This window comes from Streptomyces zaomyceticus (assembly GCF_014656215.1).
GTDB lineage: Bacteria > Actinomycetota > Actinomycetes > Streptomycetales > Streptomycetaceae > Streptomyces > Streptomyces zaomyceticus.
Map to the genome: position 1 here is coordinate 103248 of NZ_BNBZ01000012.1, position 19013 is coordinate 122260.

14 protein-coding genes are annotated in these 19013 nt (G+C 72.4%); 9 read left to right on the top strand and 5 right to left on the bottom strand.

Annotation, left to right across the window (positions count from 1 at the left end; all coding sequences use genetic code 11):
* Nucleotides 1-13 precede the first annotated feature (13 nt).
* The 4 genes from IE311_RS17795 to IE311_RS17810 all read left to right on the top strand — a co-directional run bounded on the left by IE311_RS17795 (nucleotide 14) and on the right by IE311_RS17810 (nucleotide 6437).
* Nucleotides 14-265: a hypothetical protein gene (locus IE311_RS17795; protein WP_189832679.1), complete on the top strand. Its 252-nt coding sequence runs from the start codon at nucleotides 14-16 to the stop codon at nucleotides 263-265.
* Between the two features lie 97 nt (nucleotides 266-362).
* Nucleotides 363-1169: an HlyD family efflux transporter periplasmic adaptor subunit gene (locus tag IE311_RS17800; protein ID WP_189832680.1), complete on the top strand. Its 807-nt coding sequence runs from the start codon at nucleotides 363-365 to the stop codon at nucleotides 1167-1169.
* On the top strand, nucleotides 1166-3424 hold the full coding sequence (locus IE311_RS17805; protein ID WP_189832681.1) for an NHLP family bacteriocin export ABC transporter peptidase/permease/ATPase subunit: 2259 nt from the start codon (nucleotides 1166-1168) through the stop codon (nucleotides 3422-3424). The genes IE311_RS17800 and IE311_RS17805 overlap by 4 nt, the downstream gene beginning before the upstream one ends.
* Before the next feature lies 1 nt (nucleotide 3425).
* Entirely contained in the window at nucleotides 3426-6437 is a 3012-nt protein-coding gene (locus tag IE311_RS17810) for an NHLP bacteriocin export ABC transporter permease/ATPase subunit (protein WP_189832682.1), read from the top strand.
* Nucleotides 6438-6530: 93 nt separating this feature from the next.
* On the opposite strand, the gene IE311_RS17815 is transcribed toward IE311_RS17810, so the two are convergent.
* Together IE311_RS17815 and IE311_RS17820 are read right to left on the bottom strand one after the other, a co-directional pair.
* Nucleotides 6531-7754 (bottom strand): MFS transporter, encoded by a 1224-nt coding sequence (locus tag IE311_RS17815; RefSeq protein ID WP_189832683.1) that lies wholly within the window; start codon nucleotides 7752-7754, stop codon nucleotides 6531-6533.
* Nucleotides 7751-8602 carry a DMT family transporter gene (locus IE311_RS17820; RefSeq protein WP_189832684.1) on the bottom strand — a complete coding sequence of 284 codons (852 nt, stop codon included), beginning with the start codon at nucleotides 8600-8602 and terminating at the stop codon, nucleotides 7751-7753. Before IE311_RS17820 ends, IE311_RS17815 begins: the two co-directional genes overlap by 4 nt.
* A gap of 275 nt (nucleotides 8603-8877) precedes the next feature.
* Here IE311_RS17820 and IE311_RS17825 point away from each other — a divergent pair, with 275 nt between their 5' ends.
* Nucleotides 8878-9585: a bleomycin resistance protein gene (locus IE311_RS17825; protein WP_189832685.1), complete on the top strand. Its 708-nt coding sequence runs from the start codon at nucleotides 8878-8880 to the stop codon at nucleotides 9583-9585.
* Here the strand turns inward: IE311_RS17825 and IE311_RS17830 are convergent.
* From IE311_RS17830 to IE311_RS17840, 3 genes are read right to left on the bottom strand one after another with little or no spacing between them, the layout of a single operon-like run.
* Nucleotides 9521-11878, bottom strand: coding sequence for a hypothetical protein (locus tag IE311_RS17830; protein WP_189832686.1), 2358 nt, complete (start codon nucleotides 11876-11878; stop codon nucleotides 9521-9523). The two genes, IE311_RS17825 and IE311_RS17830, sit on opposite strands and share 65 nt — an antisense overlap.
* A gap of 45 nt (nucleotides 11879-11923) precedes the next feature.
* Entirely contained in the window at nucleotides 11924-12772 is an 849-nt protein-coding gene (locus IE311_RS17835) for an SMP-30/gluconolactonase/LRE family protein (RefSeq protein WP_189832687.1), read from the bottom strand.
* Nucleotides 12769-13539, bottom strand: a complete 771-nt coding sequence (locus IE311_RS17840; protein ID WP_189832688.1) for an IclR family transcriptional regulator — start codon at nucleotides 13537-13539, stop codon at nucleotides 12769-12771. The genes IE311_RS17835 and IE311_RS17840 overlap by 4 nt, the downstream gene beginning before the upstream one ends.
* A gap of 444 nt (nucleotides 13540-13983) precedes the next feature.
* On the opposite strand from IE311_RS17840, the gene IE311_RS17845 reads away from it, so the two are divergent.
* The 4 genes from IE311_RS17845 (at nucleotide 13984) to mmsB (ending at nucleotide 18996) form a co-directional block, all read left to right on the top strand.
* Nucleotides 13984-14970, top strand: coding sequence for a hypothetical protein (locus IE311_RS17845; RefSeq protein WP_189832689.1), 987 nt, complete (start codon nucleotides 13984-13986; stop codon nucleotides 14968-14970).
* Nucleotides 14971-14974: 4 nt separating this feature from the next.
* Entirely contained in the window at nucleotides 14975-16081 is a 1107-nt protein-coding gene (gene chvE, locus IE311_RS17850) for a multiple monosaccharide ABC transporter substrate-binding protein (RefSeq protein WP_189832690.1), read from the top strand.
* 93 nt (nucleotides 16082-16174) lie between these two features.
* A complete protein-coding gene (mmsA, locus tag IE311_RS17855; RefSeq protein WP_189832691.1) occupies nucleotides 16175-17752 on the top strand; it encodes a multiple monosaccharide ABC transporter ATP-binding protein in 1578 nt (525 codons plus the stop codon).
* Entirely contained in the window at nucleotides 17749-18996 is a 1248-nt protein-coding gene (gene mmsB, locus IE311_RS17860; protein ID WP_189832692.1) for a multiple monosaccharide ABC transporter permease, read from the top strand. Before mmsA ends, mmsB begins: the two co-directional genes overlap by 4 nt.
* Nucleotides 18997-19013: the final 17 nt, after the last annotated feature.

Below are 19013 nucleotides of genomic sequence, written 5' to 3' on the forward strand. Positions count from 1 at the left end.
AAGGGTGCGCATCATGCGTCACGACCTTGAGACGGTTGAGATCTCCGACGCCGACCTGGACGCCGTGTCCGGCGGTCTCGTCACCGTTTCCGGTGGCCTCGTCGGCGCCGTGACCAGCGACGTCACGGGCCTGCTCGGCACCGTCGGTTCCCTCCAGACGGTCCAGGGCGTCGAGAGCATCGCCTCCGGCGTCCCCGGCCTCGCGCAGGGCATCACCGGCGTTTCGGTGAACACCGCGGGCATCACCGGTCTCGCCGGTCTCTGAGCCGAATATCGTCCGTGAACCCCGGAATCCCCACGGTTCCGGGGTTCACGGGCTCCCCGTATCCGAGCCCTTTCGAATGCAGTCGAGGGAATAGTCCGTGCAGTTCCGCCAGAAGGCGCTTTCCAAGCTGCAATCACCCGAAGAACTCGATGTACCGGTACGTTTCGCGCGCCCACAGGGCCGGCTCGTGCTGGCCGTCACGATCGCCGTCGTCGCCGTCGCGGGCTACTGGGCCCTCACCGGCACGGTGGCGTCCACACTGAGCGCGCCCGGCGTCCTCACCCACGCCGAGGGCAGCTATCTCCTGCAGAGCCCCGTCGCCGGACAGGTCACCGAGGTCCTTGTCGCGGAGGGCCGGTCCGTCGAGCCCGGCACGCCGGTGCTGACCGTCCGTACGGACAAGGGAGACCGGCCCGTGCGCGCGGTGGCCGGTGGCCGGGTGACCACACTCCTCGCCAGGACGGGCTCGGTCGTCGCGACCGGGGCGGACGTGGCGACCCTGGAGCGCGTGACCGATCCGAAGGACCCCCTGGTGGCCATGTTGTACCTGACGGGCGACGACGCCTCGGCGATCCGGGTCGGTGCCCGGGTCGACCTCGGCGTCCAGTCCGTGCCCCGCGACCGTTTCGGGGTGCTGCGCGGCCGCGTCGAGGGCGTGGGCCGCACACCGCAGACACGGGCGCAGATCGGCGCCTTCCTCGGCGACAGCGGGCTCGCCGCCCGGTTCTCCCGGCAGGGCGACCCGGTCGCGGTGCTCGTACGCCTCGACCGCTCCGCCGCCACCCCGTCCGGCTACGCCTGGTCCTCCACGGACGGACCCCCGCATCCGATCGACTCCGGCACCCCCGTCGCGGGCGCCGTCCGCCTCTCCGCGCAGCGCCCCGTCGACTGGCTGCTGCCGTGACGGCGCCCGCGGACTCCACCCGCAACCGCTCCCGGTCGAAGGCGCCGGCGCGCCGACTCCCGCCCGCCCGCCGCCGTCGCGGCCCCACGCCCGGGGGCCGGCGCCCCCGGACCGTCCGCACGCCCACGGTGCTCCAGATGGAGGCCGTCGAGTGCGGCGCCGCGGCCCTGGCGATGGTGCTCGCCCACTACGGCCGCTTCGTCGCGCTGGAGGAGCTCCGCATCGCCTGCGGTGTCTCCCGTGACGGCTCCCGGGCGAGCAACCTGCTGAAGGCCGCCCGGAGTTACGGCCTCCAGGCCAAGGGTATGCAGATGGACCTGGCCGCCCTCGCCTACGTGGCCGCCCCGGCCGTCCTGTTCTGGGAGTTCAACCACTACGTCGTCTACGACGGCATGGGGCGTCGCCTCGGCCGCCGGGGCGTGTACGTCAACGACCCCGGCAAGGGGCGCCGGTTCGTCCCCATGGACGAGTTCGACACGAGTTTCACCGGGATCGTGCTCACCTTCGAGCCCGGACCCGGCTTCCGTCGCGGGGGCCGCCGCCCGGGCGTCATGGCCGCGCTGCCCGCCCGGCTGCGCGGCACGTCCGGCACCATGGCCGCCGCCGTGGTCTCCAGCCTCCTCCTGGTCGTCGTCGGCGCGTGGGTGCCCGCCCTGAGCCGTACGTACATCGACATGTTCCTCATCGGGAACCGGACCTCGCTGCTCGGCGTGCTCTTCGCGGCGATGGCGACCACCCTCGTCCTCACCGCGACGCTGACCGCGCTGCAACAGGCCAACCTGCTGCGCGGCCGCGTCATCTCCTCCACGCTGGGAAGCGCCCGCTTCCTGCGGCATCTGCTCCGGCTTCCCCTCACCTTCTACGCCCAGCGCAACCCCGCCGACCTGGTCCAGCGACTGCAGTCCAACGACGCGGTCGCCGAGACCCTCGCCCGCGACCTGGCCGCCGCGGGGGTGGACGCCGTGGTGGTGCTCCTCTACGCGGTGCTCCTCTGGACGTACGACCCGCAGCTCACCGTCGTCGGCGTGCTCATCGCCCTGCTCAACGTGGTGGCCCTGCGGGTCGTGATCCGGCTTCGGGCCACCGACACCCAGAAGCTGCGCGCCGAGAGCGCCCGGCTGACCAACACCTCGTACAGCGGCCTCCAGCTCATCGAGACGATGAAGGCCACCGGCGGCGAGAACGGCTTCTTCCGCCGCTGGGCCGGGCAGCACGCGACCACCCTCGACGTCCAGCAGCGGCTGGGCGTGCCCAGCGCCTGGCTGGCGGTCGTCGCACCCACCCTGGCCGCGCTCAACAGCGCCCTGATCCTGATGATCGGCGGTCTGCGGGCGGTGGAGGGGCATCTCTCCGTCGGTCTCCTCGTCGCCTTCCAGGCCCTGGTGACCGGCTTCACCGCACCGATCACCCGCCTCAACGGCGTGGCCGGAAGGATCCAGGACTTCGCCGCCGACGTCGCCCGCCTCAAGGACGTCGAGAACTTCCCCGTGGACCCGGTGTACACGCGCCGCGAGCCGCCCGGCCGCACCCGCCGGCTCCAGGGACGGGTGGAGCTGGACGCCGTCACCTTCGGCTACAGCCCCCTGGACGCCCCGCTCCTGAAGGACTTCTCGCTCTCGGTCGGCCCGGGACAGCAGGTCGCGCTCGTCGGGGGCTCCGGCAGCGGCAAGTCGACCGTCTCCCGGCTGATCTCCGGCCTCTACGCCCCCTGGGAGGGCGCCGTCCGGATCGACGGGATGCGTCTGGAGGACATCCCGCGCAGCGCCCTGGCGGCGTCCGTCTCCTTCGTCGACCAGGACGTCTTCCTCTTCGAGGGCACGGTCCGCGACAACATCGCGCTGTGGGACCCCTCCGTCCCGGACGAGGACGTCGTCGCGGCCCTGGAGGACGCCGCCGTGTACGACGTGATCGCCCGGCGCCCGGGCGGCATCCACAGCCGCGTCGAGCAGGACGGCCGCAACTTCTCCGGCGGCCAGCGCCAGCGCCTGGAGATCGCCCGGGCCCTGGTGCGCCGTCCCAGCGTCATGGTCCTCGACGAGGTCACCAGCGCCCTGGACGCGGCGACCGAGGAGGTCGTCATCGACAACCTGCGGCGCCGCGGCTGCGCCTGCGTGGTCATCGCCCACCGGCTCAGCACGGTGCGCGACAGCGACGAGATCGTCGTGCTCGACCGGGGCACCGTGGTGGAGCGCGGCCGTCACGCGTCCTTGGTCGCGGCGGGTGGCGCGTACGCCGAACTGGTCAAGGAGCACTGAGGTGACGTTCCCCCGCCAACCGGCGTACCAGCCCCGGACCGCGCCCGTCGTGGACCCCGTCGTCGCCGCCCTGGGCGGTCTCGGCACGGCGGTCGACCGCACCGGCCCGTCCGGCGTCCCGCTCGAAGGCCCGCACGTGCTGTGGCTCGTCGTCGAGGGCGCCGTGGACCTGTTCGCCGTCGACGCCGCGCAGCTCGGCCCCTGGCATTTCCTGGGGCGCCTGGAGACGGGCACGCTGCTGCTCGGACCGGTGGAGGGGCCCGAACACACCCTGATCGGCCGCCCTCTGGAGGGATGCCTGCTGCGTCGCGTGGACCTGCGCGAGCTGTCGTTCACCGATGGCCGGGAGTACGGGGGCCAGGAGTACGGCGGCCAGGAGTACGGACGCCAGGAGTACCGGTACCAGGGGTACGACGGGCGGTGGACCGACGGGCAGTGGCACGAAGGACAGTGGTACGACGGGCAGTGGTACGACGGGCAGTGGTACGCCCATCGGGACCCGGGCACCGCCGTCGCCGCCGAGCCACCGCTGAGCCCGCTCGAGTACGCCTTCGCGCTCGGCATCGGACGCGGACTGCGCGTGCTGTACCAGGCGCCGTCGGACGGCCCCGCCGCGCACGACACCGGCGGGACGGACGACGACGTCCTGTGGATGCAGATCGCCCCCGGCAGCGTGCGCTACGGAGCCGCGTACGAGGGATACGGCGACGACACCACCGGCGCCCTCCTCGTCGACCCGGCGATGTGGCAGAGCATGGTCGACCAGCAGTTCCGCCTGCTGTACGCCCTGGACAGCTGGATCGAGCGGCTGGAGCGCGCCCACGAGGACCGCACGGCGGCCGGGATCGAGGCGGGCCGGACCGCCCGCACCCGGGCGGACCGGGAGCTCCTCGCCTCCATCGGTCCCTCCGGCGGATCGCGCAGGACGGGCCGGGGCACGCGCCGCGCGAGCGACGACGCGACGTACGCCGTCTGCCGACTGGTCGCCGACGAGGCCCGGATCACGCTGGCCGGCCGGGCGGAGGCGAGCGGCCTGCCCGGGCGCCTCGACCCGGTCGAACGCGTGGCGCTCGCCTCCCGGATCCGCACCCGCGGCATCAGGCTCGGCGGCCGCTGGTGGCGGGAGGACAGCGGACCCCTGGTGGGCCGGCGCGAGAAGGACGGGAGCCCGGTCGCGCTGCTGTGGCGGCGCGGCCGGTACGAGGCGGTCGACCCCGTCACCGGTGTACGCGAGCGCATCGGCGGGACCGAGGCCGACCGCTTCGAACCGCGCGCGGTCATGTTCTACCGCCCGCTGCCCGACCGGCCGTCGGGACCGCTGTCGTTGCTGCGCTTCTGTCTGCGGGGCACCCGCGCGGAGCTGCGGACACTGCTGCTCTCCGGACTCGTCGCGGTCGGCCTGGGCGCGCTGGTGCCCATCGCGACCGGCAAGGTGCTGGGCCAGTACGTGCCGAGGGCCGAGAACGGTCTCATCGTGCAGACCGCGCTGGCGATCCTCGCGACGAGCATCGTCTCCGCCGCCTTCATGCTGCTGCAGAACACCGCCATCCTGCGCATGGAGGGCCGGATCGAGGCCACCCTGCAGCCCGCCGTGTGGGACCGGTTGCTGCGGTTGCCGACCAGCTTCTTCGCGGGCCGCTCCACCGGCGAACTGGCCAGTGCGGCCATGGGCATCAGCGCGATCCGCCGGGTGCTGTCCGGCATCGGTCCCGTGGTGGTCCAGGCCGGCGCCGTCGGCACGATGAACCTGGTCCTGCTGTTCGTCTACAGCGCGCCGCTGGCCCTGGCCGCCGTCGCCATGCTCTTCCTCGTCGCCACGGTGTTCCTCGGACTGGGGCTGTGGCAGCTGCGGTACCAGCGGCAGCTGATCCGGATCGGCAACAAGCTGAACAACCAGGCGTTCCAGACACTGCGCGGTCTCTCCAAACTGCGTGTGGCCGGGGCGGAGAGCTTCGCGTACGCCGCCTGGGCGGGCGAGTTCGCCCGGACCCGTGAGCTGCAACAGCGCGTCGGGCGGATCAAGAACCTGCTCACGGTGCTCGGCGCGGTCTGTCTGCCGCTGTGCACCCTGGTGATGTTCATGCTGCTCGCCGGACCGGCCCGCGGGTCGATGTCCGCGGGCGAGTTCCTCACCTTCAGCACCGCCGTGACGATGCTGCTGGCGTCGGTCACCCAGCTCACCGGCGCGCTCCTGTCGGCCGCCGCCGTGCAGCCCATGTTCGAGCAGGTCCGGCCGGTGCTCGGGGAGATCCCGGAGGTCCGCGGCTCCAGTGCTCAGCCGGGCGAGCTGAGCGGGGCGATCGAGGCCGAGAACCTGTCCTTCCGGTACTCCGACGACGGCCCGCTCGTCCTCGACGGGGTCGACTTCCGGGTACGGCCGGGCGAGTTCGTGGCGATCGTCGGCGCCAGCGGCTGCGGCAAGTCGACGCTGCTGCGGCTGCTCATCGGCTTCGACCGGCCGACGTCCGGGGGCGTCCGCTACGACGGCCAGGACCTGGCGGCGCTCGACCGGGCGGCCGTGCGCCGCCAGTGCGGTGTGGTGCTGCAGAACGCCCAGCCGTTCTCCGGCTCGATCCTCGACTGCGTCTGCGGAGCGGAGACGTATCCGCTGGAGGACGTGTGGGCCGCCGTCGCGATGGCGGGCCTCGCCGAGGACGTCAAGGCGATGCCGATGGGTCTGCACACGATGCTGTCCGACGGCGGTGGCACCATCTCGGGCGGGCAGCGCCAGCGGCTGATGATCGCGCAGGCGCTCATCCGCAGGCCGCGGATCCTCTTCTTCGACGAGGCCACGAGCGCGCTCGACAACGAGGCGCAAAGCGTGGTCATCGAGTCGACCCGGGCGCTGAGCGCGACCCGGGTCGTGATCGCCCACCGGCTGTCCACGATCATGGACGCCGACCGGGTGATCGCCATGGCGGACGGCCGGATCGTCCAGCAGGGGACCCCGGCCGAGCTGCTCGCCGACACGACGGGCCTCTTCCACGAACTGGTCCGCCGTCAGCTGCGCTGAGCCGCTCCGCCGTGCGGTACGTGGTCTGCCGGAGCGGCTCACCGCCGCGCGGCACGGTGGTCCGCCGGCGACGGTGCCGCGCTCTCGACGCCGTCACACGGGCGGCACCGGTTCGCGCAGGCCGCGTGCCAGGTAGAGGCCGGTGGCCGTGGCGAGCACCGTGACACAGGCGGTGAAGATCAGGCCGGCGGAGTCGAGGCCCACCCACATCGTCAGCGCGCCGACGCCCACGACGGGCAGGGAGATGCCCGTATAGGCGACGACGAAGAACGAGGAGACCGTCGCCGCCCGGTGGGCGGGCGGTGCCGCCTCGCCGACGGCGATCAGTCCGGCGCGGAAGGCCAGGCCCTGGCCGATGCCTCCGCAGACCGCCCCGGCCACCAGGAGCGGCAGCGTCTCCACCCACAGGGACGCGCCCACGAGCAGGAGACCGACCACCAGGATCAGACAGCCGAGCGGCAGGGCGACGCGCACGGCCATCCGGGACGTCCACGACTGGCCCACCGTCGAGGAGAGGAACACCGAGAAGACGACGATCCCCGAGACGGCCAGATTGGTGATGCCGAGGGTCTGGGAGACGAAACTCGGTGCCACCGCGGTGAACAGACCGAGCAGCGAGAATCCGGCGAAGGCGGCCAGTGCCGAGGGGGTGAAGATGCCCCGGACCTGGGGCGGGACGTACAGCCCCGGTGGTCTCGGCCGGGTCAGGAGCCGCGGCTCCTTCACCGTCTCCGGCAGGAACAGCACGATGAGGCAGCCGATGCCGACCAGTGCGAGGTGCGCCAGGAACGGCAGCGCCAGCGGTCTCGGGGCGTACTCCGCCAGCAGCCCGGAGAGCAGCGGTCCGCAGCCGAGACCGCCCATGTTCGCGGCGGTCGCGGCGAACCCCGCGCGGGACTTCCGCTCCGGCCGCGCCAGCTCCAGCACGGTGACCGTTCCCGCCCCGCTCAGCAGCCCGGCCGAGAAGCCCGACAGAAGCCGTCCCGCGAACAGGAACGGCAGTCCGCCCTCGAAGAGGAAGAAGAGCGCGCTCGCCGCCGCCAGGCCCAGCGCCGTCCAGAGGACGGGCCGGCGTCCCACCGCGTCCGAGTGGTTGCCCACGAGGAGAAGCGTGGCGATGACCCCCACGGCGTAGCTGGCGAAGATCACCGTGACCATCAGCTCGGAGAATCCCAGCTCCTCGCGGTACAGCCCGTACAGCGGTGTGGGAAGCGTCGTGCCCGCCATGCCGATGGCGAAGACCACGGCCGCCGCCACATAGCCGAGGTGCCGGTCGTCACGGGCCGTGCCGCGGGACGGCGCGGACGCCCGGCTCATCCCGACACCCCGGCGCGTGCGAGGGCGAAGACGCCGAGGACGATCAGCCCGACTCCCAGCAGTTCCGGCACCAGCCACCACCCCATCCGTACGTTCTCCTCGTAGATCAGGATGCCCAGTATCAGGCTGACCGTGGCGTCGCCGAGGGTCAGCGCGGGCTGGGAGGCGACGAGCGGCCCGCCCTGCATGGCGTGTTCGAGCAGGAGGAGCGCCGCGATGCCGGCCACGCAGAACGCGTACGTCTGCCAGGCCGTCAGGAACGCGGCCGCACCGCCGTCGTCCAGGATGTGCATGGACGTCTTCATCAGGCCGGCGGTGAGCGCGTAACAGATCGCGGTGGCGGCGCCGAGGCATCCGGCGCGGGCGCGGCCCGGGGGTCTCCGCAGGCCGATCGCCGTCAGGACGACCACCGCGCCGGCGCACACCACGAGGGCCGGAATCCAGCGGTCCAGCGGTACGTGCGTACGGTTCCCGTCGGGGGAGGCCGCCATGAGGGCCACTCCGAGCCCCGCCACCACCGCGGCCACGGCCAGCCACTGCGCCGAGGGCAACCGCTCGCGTGACATCAGCGAGGCGATCAGCAGCGCGAGGGGCAGCTCCAGCACGAACAGGGGCTGTACGAGCGCCAGTGGGCCGGTCGCGAGGGCCGCCGCCTGCCCGACCCCGGCGACGATCACCGCGAGGATGCCGGCGAGCCAGAGCGGACGCTTCAGCAGATCGAGGATCAGGCCCGGCCGGAACGAGTCGGTTTGTCGGACGGTGAGCGCGGCACGGCGCTGCAGCACCGTGGCGAGCGCGTTGCTGAACGCGGCGCAGAACGCGAAGAGGACCGGCAGGACGACGCCCATCCTCCGATACTCACCGGGCCCGGCGGACGGTCCGGCGCCGACACCGGCCGTGGCCCCGGGTTCACCCCGCACGCGCCCCTCGTGAACCCGGTCGGCCGAACGCGTGCCTCGGGTGGGAGCCGTGCGGTCCCTGTGGCTCGTGAGGCCTGTGCGGTGCGTGACGCCTGTGCGGCTCGTGCGGCTCGTGCGGCCCCGGGCCGTCTGTCGTCGGCCGCGCGCAGACGGACGGTGACGAGGGGATGCGGGTCTAATCAAATTTGACTAGAGTGAGGGGCATGGCCGAGAAGACGATTCCGATCCTGCCGTGCCCCACCCTCCAGCCGGTGCTCGATTTCTACACCGCCCTCGGGTTCGAGGTGACCTTCCGGCAGAAGAGCCCCAACCCGTACGCCGTCGTGGAGCGCGGCGGCATCGAGCTCCAGTTCTTCGGACTGAAGCAGTACGACCCCGCCTCCTCGATCAGCACGTGCTACGTCGTCACCGACGACGTGGACGGGCTGCACGAGGCCTTCCGCACCGGTCTCAAGGCGGCCTACGGACGGATACCGACCCGAGGACTGCCGCGCATCGGGGCGCTCAAGGACATGTCGTACGGAGTACGGCAGTTCCTCATGACCGACCCGGGCGGCAACTGCGTCCGGGTCGGTCAGCCCATCAGTGACGACCCGCACCACCGGCCCGCGCCGGAGGAGACCTTCGCCCGCGCCCTGCACCACGCCGCCCTCTTCGCGGACTCGAAGGACGACCCGGCGGGCGCGGCGAAGATCCTCGACCGGGTGCTCGCCCTCGTCGACGAGCGGCCCACCCCCGCACAGCACCTCCGCCTTCTCGTGCTGCGCGCCGACGTCGCCGGGCGCCTCGGCGACGAGGGGACGGCGGCGAAGGCCCTCGCGGAAGCCGGCGCCGCCGCCGGCCGGCTCACCCCGGAGGAGCGGGCGTCGGCCGGCGACGACCTCGACCGTCTGGAGGAACTGCGCGGCTGAGGTCACCGGTCAGCGCGCCGAGGACCGCGCGGGCCCGTGCGCGCAGGGCATCGTCCGCGCGGACGACCTGGTCCTCCAGGCCCCAGCGGACCACGCGCAGGTCGCGCTCGGCGAGGGCCCCGAGACGACGGACATGATCCGGTGTCAGGGCCGTGGCGCCGAGTGCCTCCAGGGCGTCGCAGGCCTCCGGGGCGCTCGCCCCCTGCTCGGCCGAGGTCAGGACGGCGCCGGCCAGGGCCCGGCGGTCGAGTGAGCCGGGTTCGGCGACGGCGATCAGGGCGAGAACGGCCACGGGGGCCTGCTGCGGGTCGGCGAGCAGCGCTTCGAGGCGGGGGACGAGCGGGCGGCCCGCCGGACCGAGGAGGGCCGCCGCGCGGGCCGCGCGGAGCGCGTTCCGGCGGAACCAGTACCGACCGGCCGCGCGGGCGAACACGGAGTCGAGCACGGGGACGGCCGGGGAGGCGTCCCGGGTGATCCGCCACAGAGCCTCGGCGATCGCCGTGTCGGCGTCCAGGACGGAGGTGGTCCCCGCCGCGTCGGCCCCGCTCGGGGCGGCGCGCAGCGCGGGCACCAAGGGCGCGGCCACGGCGCCCAGTTCGCCCGCCGCCCCGGCCGCCCGGGCGACGGCCTCGGGCCCTCCGGCGAGCTCCTTGCCGAGACGCCGCAGAAGCTCCGGGGTCTCGCCGGTCCATCGGTACAGCGCGCGCGCCACCACCAGCGGCCCGCTGTCCGCCGCCGCGCGCAGGGCGTCCACGACGGCCGGCTCCGCCGGTGCCTCCGCCCCGTGGATCGCCTCGATGGCTTCGGCCGCCTGCGGGTGCCGTGGCAGCAGCGCGCACAGCTCCGGCAGCGCAGGGGCCGCGAGGGCGCCCCAGTCGCGCAGCAGGCGCGTCAACTGCCAGGGTTCACCGCTCGGGAGGTCGGGCTCGGTGAGCCGGACCCGGATCGCGGCGAGAAGCCGCCGGTCGAAGGGGAACCGGGTGCCCTCCGGTGCCCGGCTTCCGGCGGCCGCGTCGAGTGCCCACGGGCGGCGCCCGAGATCGCGGGCGAGCAGCGGAGCGGCCTTCTCCGGCGACAGGACCGCGACGACCCCGAGGGCCCGGTCCGCGAGGTCGGTGTCGCCTCCGATCCTCTCGCCGGTGATGCCCTCCCGGTCGGTGCCGTCGTCCGCCGCGTCCGCGTTCACCGTCGCCAGGGCCAGGAGCGCGGGAACGGCGGTCGCGGCGGCGGCACCGATCCCGCCGAGCAGCGACACCACGCCCCGCGCGGAGTCGGCGTCGGAGAGCAGCGGAAGGAGAGAGGGGAGGAGGCGTTCCCTCGTGCCGCGGGAGAGCCGGCAGGCCTGTTCGGCCGCCCACAGCGCCTCCGCCCGCACCTCGGCGCGGCCGTCGCGCAGTGCGGTGTCCAGCAGGGCGGCGACGGCCGCCCGGTCCTCCTCCGTGTCACGGAGGAGGAGCGCCTCGACGACCGCGTGCAACGGCTCCGTGCGGTCCAGGTCGAGACTGTCCGAGCCCAGCGGGTCCGCGGGCAGGGTGGAGAGCAGGGCGCTGTGCTGCGCGGCGTCCCAGGGCACGCCCGCGTCAAGACAGGCGAACACGGCGGCCAGCAGCACGTGCGGCGGGCCCGTCGACGCGCCCGCAGGCGGACCCGGCGGCGCTCCCGGCGGCGCCAGCGCCTCGCGCGCGAGCGCCGCGCCCTCGGCCGGGGCGAGGCGGGAGACGGCGCCGAGCAGCTCCCCCCGTACCGGCGCTTCGGGCTCCCGCTCCCAGCGTTCGCGGAGTCCGGGAAGGACGGCCCGTGCCTCCCGGGTGTGGGCCACGGCCCACGCGGCGGCCCGGCGCACCTCAGGCTCGCCTGCGGACAACGCCGGGAGCATCAGCGGCAGCTGTGCGGCGACGGCGGCCCGGACGGTGCCCTGCTCCACCCCGTGCTCGTCCTCGCTCTCGGCCATGCCGCCGAGCAGGGTCAGCAGGTCGGCCCGCGACCGTCCGGCCGCGGCGACGCGGGCGAGGAACGGGGCGACGGCGGCGCTCGCCGCGTAGACGGTGCCCTGGTGCAGCACGCTTCCGTACAGCTCGGAGACGGCCTCCCCCGCGGCGTCCGGCTCGCCTTCCGCGAGCACGCGCAGCAGGCCGGGCAGATCCTCGGCCGGGCCGTAGGCGTGCGAGACGGCGGACCAGGGGTACGCGTCGACGTCGTCCATCACACGGGCCAGAGCCTCTTCGGGCGTCCGCCCGGAGGACAGGCCGGTGACTACTCCGGGGAGCTGCGCGCGCGTCTGTTCGGGTGCCATGCGGCGATCATGGCACCCGGCACCGACACCGACCGCTGCCCGCGGTCAGCCGCCGAAGGGGGTTCCCGGCAGTCCCTGCCCCGCGTCGCGCAGCACCAGCAGGGAGCCGGAGAGCGGGTGCGGGCGGGGGAGACCGGTGCGGGCGGTGGTGATGTACAGGTCGCGGAGGCCGGGGCCGCCGAAGGCGCAGGCGGTGGGCCGCCGTACGGGGAGGCTGACGACCCGGTCCAGCCGGCCGTGCGGGGTGTAGCGACGGAGCTGTCCGCCGTCCCAGAGGGCCACCCACACACAGCCGTCCGCGTCGACCGTGAGTCCGTCGGGAAATCCCGCGCCGGGTTCGACGGTCGCGAAGGCGCGCCGGTTCGTGGCGAGGTCGGCGTCGGTGCGGCAGACGTCGACACGGAGGGTGGGGCTGTCGATGACGTACATGAGGGAGCCGTCCGGGCTCCAGCCCATGCCGTTGCCGACCGTCACGGCGGGAAGCACCTCCCGCGCGCTCCCGTCGGGTGCGAGGCGGACCAGGTTTCCGCCGCCGGGTGCCTCGTCGTAGCGCATCGATCCCGCCCACAGCACCCCGTCGGGGGCGACGGCCGCGTCGTTGCCGCGTCGGCCGGGCACGGGATCGCGCAGCAGCCAGGTGAAGGTGCCGTCCGGGCCGTAACGGCCCACGCCGTCGCGGAGGTTGACCACGAGACCACCGTCCGCGCACGGCTTCGCCGCGCCGACGTGCTGCTCGGTGGCCATGACGGTGCGGCGGCCGTTCGCCGGGGTGTAGGTGTGGACGCGCGAGCCGAGGATGTCGACCCAGATCAGCCGCCCGGTGGCCGGGTCCCAGGTGGGGCCCTCGCCCAGTGCGGCCGCTTCGCGGACCGCCACTTCGAGGTGCCCGCTCATCGGGTGCCCCGGTGACCCAGTCGTACGGAGAGCTCGGCGGCGCCCCTGGCGGCCAGTTCGGCGAGTTCCCGCTCCCGGTCCTCGTTCCAGCGGATCACCGGCACGGAGACGGAGAGCGCCGCGACGACCCGCCCGCCGCCGTCGTGGACGGGTGCGGCGACGCAGCTCACGTCCGGGTTGGACTCCCGGTGCTCGACGGCGACGCCCCGCTCGCGGATCCCGGCGAGTGCCGCGCGCAGCGCGTTGTGGCCCGTGATGCTGTGGGGCGTCATCGCGACCAGTTCCCGCCCGGCGATGCGGCCTTCGAGGTCGGCCGGCGGCAGCGAGGCGAGCAGCATCTTTCCGACGGCGGTGCAGTGCGCGGGGAGCCGGTGGCCCGCCGCCGAGACCATGCGGACCGCGTGGGTGGAGTCGACCTTGGCGACGTAGACGACGTCGGTGTCCTCCAGGAGCGCGACATGGACGGTCTCGTCGCAGACCGCGGCGACCTCACGGGCCACCCTTCGGCCCTCGGCGGCGAGGTCGAGCTGCTCCGCGTACCGGCTGCCGAGCTGGTGGGTGCGGACGCCGAGCCGGTAGCGGCCGGGCTGTTCCGGCACCGCCACGAGGTAGTTCCGCGCGGCCAGTGTGGTGAGCAGCTCGTGCACCGTGGTGCGCGGCAGCCGGAGCCGGTGGACGACTTCCCGGGCGGAGAGCGTCCCGTCGCCCGTCAGGAACAGCTCCAGTACGTCCAGTGCTCTGGTCACCGCGGGCACCTGTCGCGCCATCGCCGCTCACCCACCCTTCCCGCTCGACGTTGTTCGGTATTCCGGTCAATCGCCGATATCGCGAACACAGGCTAGCCATCGGCCGCTTGACCGGGCAACGGTCGCGCGATCCGTTGACATGCCCGGAACCAGACCCTACGGTCACGCCTACATTTCGAACGTGTGTCGATATATCGAACGAGGTGAAGGGGCAACTGCCGTGCGGATCAAGGGAATCAGCACCCACGTCGTCGGCACGCCCTGGCGTCGAACTCGACACCGCCGCCGCCTTCCCCAGACGGCGAGCCCGCTTCGACCTCCGGGCCGAAGGCCGGGAGAGACGCGCGCCCGCGACACGTGGCGGCGGTAGGCGAGCCGCCCGGTAGCCGGCCCCGTACGCCCGTCCGCCGAGCTGTGCTCATCGTTCCGAACGATGTCCGACATACCGAACACGGAGAACCGCTCGTGACCGAAGCCCGGCCCTCCCCTCCCCGCCGCCCCGGCGAACAGGCACTCGCCGTCCTCGGCCTCGGCGCCCCCGCGCCCTCTCCCGCCGACACGTCCCCGCACTCCTTCCCGGACGGCGGCACCTGGCGTACCGAGGTGCCGTCCGTCGAAGGACCCGAGGTGCTGGAAGCGGTCCTGGCGGAGTCCGCGCGGCTCGACGTGCCCGTCCACCGGGTCAGCCAGGGCAGCGGCGTCTGGATGCTCACGGACGACGAGATCACCGAGATGGTGCGAGCCGCCGGCGAACGCTCCGTCGAACTCTGCCTCTTCACCGGCCCCCGGGGCACCTGGGACATCGGCGGTTCGGTCCGCACCGACTCACGGGGCGGAGGACTGCGCGCCCGGGGTCACGACGCCGTCGCCGGCTGTGTGGAGGACGCCGTCCGCGCCACCGAACTGGGCGTCCACTGCCTCCTGGTGGCGGACGAGGGCGTGCTGTGGACGCTGCACAGGGCCCGCCGCCACGGAGTGATCCCGGCCGACACCACACTGAAGGTCTCCGCGCTCATCGGCCCCGTGAACCCCGCCGCGTACGCCGTCCACGAACGCCTGGGCGCCGACTCGGTGAACGTGCCGAGCGATCTGCCGCTCGCCCATCTCACCGAGATCCGGCGGGTCAGCGCCGCCCCCATGGACATGTACATCGAGGCACCCGACGACCTGGGCGGCTACGTCCGGATGTACGAGGTCGCCGAGCTGATCCGCCGGGGCGCCCCGCTCTACCTCAAGTTCGGCCTGTCGAAGGCGCCCTCGCTCTATCCCTCCGGTCTGCATCTGCGCGAGACCGTCCTCGCCACCGCACGCGAGCGGGTCCGCCGCGGCCGGCTCGCCCTCGATCTGCTGGCCCGCCACGGCGCGGACGGCGGGATGTCACCGCTCGGTTCCCGGCTGCCCGGCCCCCTCAACCGCTTCCCGGACCCGACCCACCTCACCGACAAGGACTGAAGACATGCGTATGCGCAGTGCCGCCACCGCCACCGTCCTCACGACCGCGCTCGCGCTCGCCCTCTCCGCCTGCGGCCAGAGCGGCGCGGGCGGTGCCAAGGAGGAGAAGGGCGCGGAGAAGCCGACGGTGGGGATCGCGATGCCCACCAAGTCCTCCGAACGCTGGATCGCCGACGGCAGGAACATGGTGAGCAGCCTGGAGAAGTACGGCTACGCGACGAGCCTCCAGTACGGCGAGGACGACCCGGACCAGCAGGTCTCACAGATCGAGAACATGATCACCCAGGGCGTCGACGCCCTGGTCGTCGCCGCCATCGACGGCCGCGCGCTCGCCAATGTCCTCCAGCAGGCGGCGGAGGCGAAGATCCCGGTGATCTCCTACGACCGGCTCATCCTCGGGTCCCCGAACGTCGACTACTACGCCTCCTTCGACAACGAGAAGGTCGGCGAGCTCCAGGGCGGCTACATCGTCGAGAAGCTGGGTCTGAAGGACGGCGGCGAGAAGGGCCCGTTCAACGTCGAGCTGTTCGCCGGCTCGAACGACGACAACAACACCCGCTACTTCTTCCGGGGCGCCATGAACGTCCTCCAGCCGTACATCGACAAGAAGCAGCTCGTCGTCCGGTCCGGCCAGACCCGGCTCAACCAGGTGACGACCCTGCGCTGGGACGGCGGTCTCGCCCAGAAGCGCATGGACGACCTGCTCACCTCCTCGTACGCGAAGGAGCGGGTCGACGCGGTCCTCTCCCCGTACGACGGCATCTCCATCGGCATCCTGTCCGCGCTGAAGTCCGACGACTACGGCAGCGCGAGCAAGCCGCTGCCCGTCGTCACGGGGCAGGACGCCGAGGTCGCCTCGGTGAAGTCGATCATCGCGGGCGAGCAGACCCAGACGGTGTACAAGGACACCCGCGAGCTGGCCAAGGTCGCGGCACAGATGGTGAACGCCCTCCTCGACGGCAAGAAGCCCGAGGTCAACGACACCAAGACGTACGACAACGAGAAGAAGATCGTCCCGGCCTACCTGCTCGACCCGGTGAGCGTCGACAAGGGCAACTACCGGGGCGTGCTCGTCGACTCCGGCTACATCAGGGCGACCGACCTCGACTAGACCGTCTCTTCCCGGACCCTGCCCGACCGGCAGGGTCCGGGAAGGACGACCTGGACCCCGACCGGACCTCGACCAGAGAGGGGTGGGCGCGCGATGGCGGGACCCGTCCTGGAGATGCGCTCGATCATCAAGACCTTTCCCGGGGTGACGGCCCTGTCGGACGTCTCCCTGACCGTCCGCGCGGGCGAGGTGCACGCCGTCTGCGGGGAGAACGGCGCCGGCAAGTCGACGCTGATGAAGATCCTCAGCGGAGTCCATCCCCACGGCAGTTACGAGGGGGAGGTCCTCTTCCGGGGGGAGACCTGCCGGTTCAAGGACATCGGAGCGAGCGAGAAGCGCGGCATCGTGATCATCCACCAGGAGCTCGCCCTGGTGCCCCACCTCTCCCTCGCGGAGAACATCTTCCTCGGCAACGAACACGCCACCCGGGGGGTGATCAGCTGGGACCGGACCCTGCGGCACGCTGCCGCCCTGCTGCGCAGGGTGGGTCTGGACGAGCATCCGCAGACCCGGGTCGCGGACATCGGCGTCGGGAAGCAGCAGCTGGTGGAGATCGCGAAGGCGCTCGCCAAGGAGGTGAAGCTGCTCATCCTCGACGAGCCGACGGCCGCGCTCAACGACGAGGACAGCGGCAAACTCCTGGACCTCATGGAGGAGTTGAAGGGCCAGGGCATCACGTCGATCATCATCTCGCACAAGCTCAACGAGATCGCCCGGGTGGCGGACTCGGTGACCGTCCTGCGTGACGGCCGGTCGATCGAGACCCTCGACGTGAAGGCGCCGGAGACCACCGAGGAGCGGATCATCCGGGGCATGGTGGGCCGCGATCTGGACCACCGCTTCCCCGCCCGCACCCCGCACGAGCCGGAGCGGGACGCGGCACCCGCCCTGGAGATCCGGGACTGGACCGTGCACCATCCGATCGACCGGCACCGCAAGGTCGTCGACGGTGTCTCGCTGACCGTCCGGCGCGGGGAGATCGTCGGCATCGCGGGACTGATGGGCGCGGGCCGCACCGAGCTGGCGATGAGCGTCTTCGGGCGCAGCTACGGGCGGTACGGCGGCGGGACGGTCCTGAAGGACGGAGTGGAGATCCGTACCCGCACGGTCCCCGAGGCGGTCGGGCACGGCATCGCGTACGTCACCGAGGACCGCAAGCACTACGGCCTCAACCTGATCGACACGATCAACCGCAACATCTCGCTGGGCGCGCTGCCCAAGGTCGCCCGGCGCGGCATCGTCGACGAGCACGAGGAGACCAGGGTCTCCGAGGGCTTCCGCCGCTCCATGAACATCAAGGCGCCGACGGTCTTCGAACCGGTCGGCCGGCTCTCGGGCGGAAACCAGCAGAAGGTCGTGCTCAGCAAGTGGATCTTCGCGGGTCCGGATGTCCTGATCCTGGACGAGCCGACCCGCGGGATCGACGTGGGCGCCAAGTACGAGATCTACACGGTCGTCGACCGGCTGGCCGCCGAGGGCAAGGCGGTGCTCCTCATCTCCTCGGAACTCCCCGAGCTGCTCGGCATGTGCGACCGCGTCTACACGATGGCGGCCGGCCGGCTCACCGGTGAGGTGTCCCGGGCCGAGGCCACCCAGGAGTTGCTGATGCGGCACATGACCAAGGACAAGCAGGACAGGAAGGGCACGAAGGACATGAGGGAGCACGCATGAGCACCGATCTCACGGCCGGGACCCGGGCCGACGGCACGGGGAAGGGCCCGTCCGGGCGCCCCGCCGGGACCGGCCCCGGCGTCGGCCGGCTGATCCTCGACGGGCTGCGCGGCAACATGCGGCAGTACGGCATGCTGATCGCGCTCGGGCTGATCGTGGCGCTGTTCGCGGTCTGGACCGGCGGCGACCTGCTGCTGCCGCGCAATGTCTCCAATCTGGTCCTTCAGAACAGCTACATCCTGATCCTGGCGATCGGCATGATGATCGTCATCATCTCGGGCCACATCGATCTGTCGGTGGGTTCCCTCACCGCCTTCGTCGGCGCGGTGGCCGCCGTGCTGATGGTCGAACACCGGATGGCCTGGCCGCTGGCGGTGGTGCTCGTGCTGCTGCTCGGTGCGGTGGCGGGCGCGATGCAGGGCTTCTTCATCGCGTATCTCGGCATACCGTCGTTCATCGTCACCCTCGCCGGCATGCTGCTCTTCCGCGGCCTCACCGAGATCTTCCTCAAGGGACAGACGATCGGGCCCTTCCCCGAGGGGCTCCAGACGGTCTCCAACAGCTTCCTGCCGGCGGTCGGGCCCAGCACCGACTACCACAATCTGACGCTGGTGCTCGGTCTGGCCCTCATGGTCTTCGTCGTCTGGCAGGAGGTGCGGGACCGGCGCCGCCAGCGGGAGTACGCGCTCGATGTCCCGCCCGTCGGTCTCTTCGCGGCGAAGCTGGGCGCGCTCGTCGCCACGGTCCTGGTGTTCACCCTGCTGCTCGCCAGCTACAAGGGCGCCCCGGTGGTCCTCCTGATCCTGGCCGTGCTCCTGGCCGGCTTCGGCTACGTCATGCGGAACGCCATCGTCGGCCGCCATGTGTACGCGATCGGCGGCAACCTGCCCGCCGCCAAGCTCTCCGGCGTCCGGGACAGGAAGGTCACCTTCCTGGTCTTCCTCAACATGGGGGTCCTCGCGGCGCTCGCCGGTCTGGTCTTCGCCGCCCGGTTCAACGCCGCCTCGCCCAAGGCGGGCATCAACTTCGAACTGGAGGCGATCGCCGCCTCGTTCATCGGAGGGGCCTCGATGAGCGGCGGGGTCGGCACGGTCCTGGGAGCCATCGTCGGCGGCCTGGTGCTGGGCGTGCTCAACAACGGCATGAACCTGGTCGGGATCGGCACGGACTGGCAGCAGGTGATCAAGGGCCTGGTGCTGCTCGCGGCGGTCGGCTTCGACGTGTGGAACAAGCGCAAGGCCTGATCGGGCGGAACATCTCA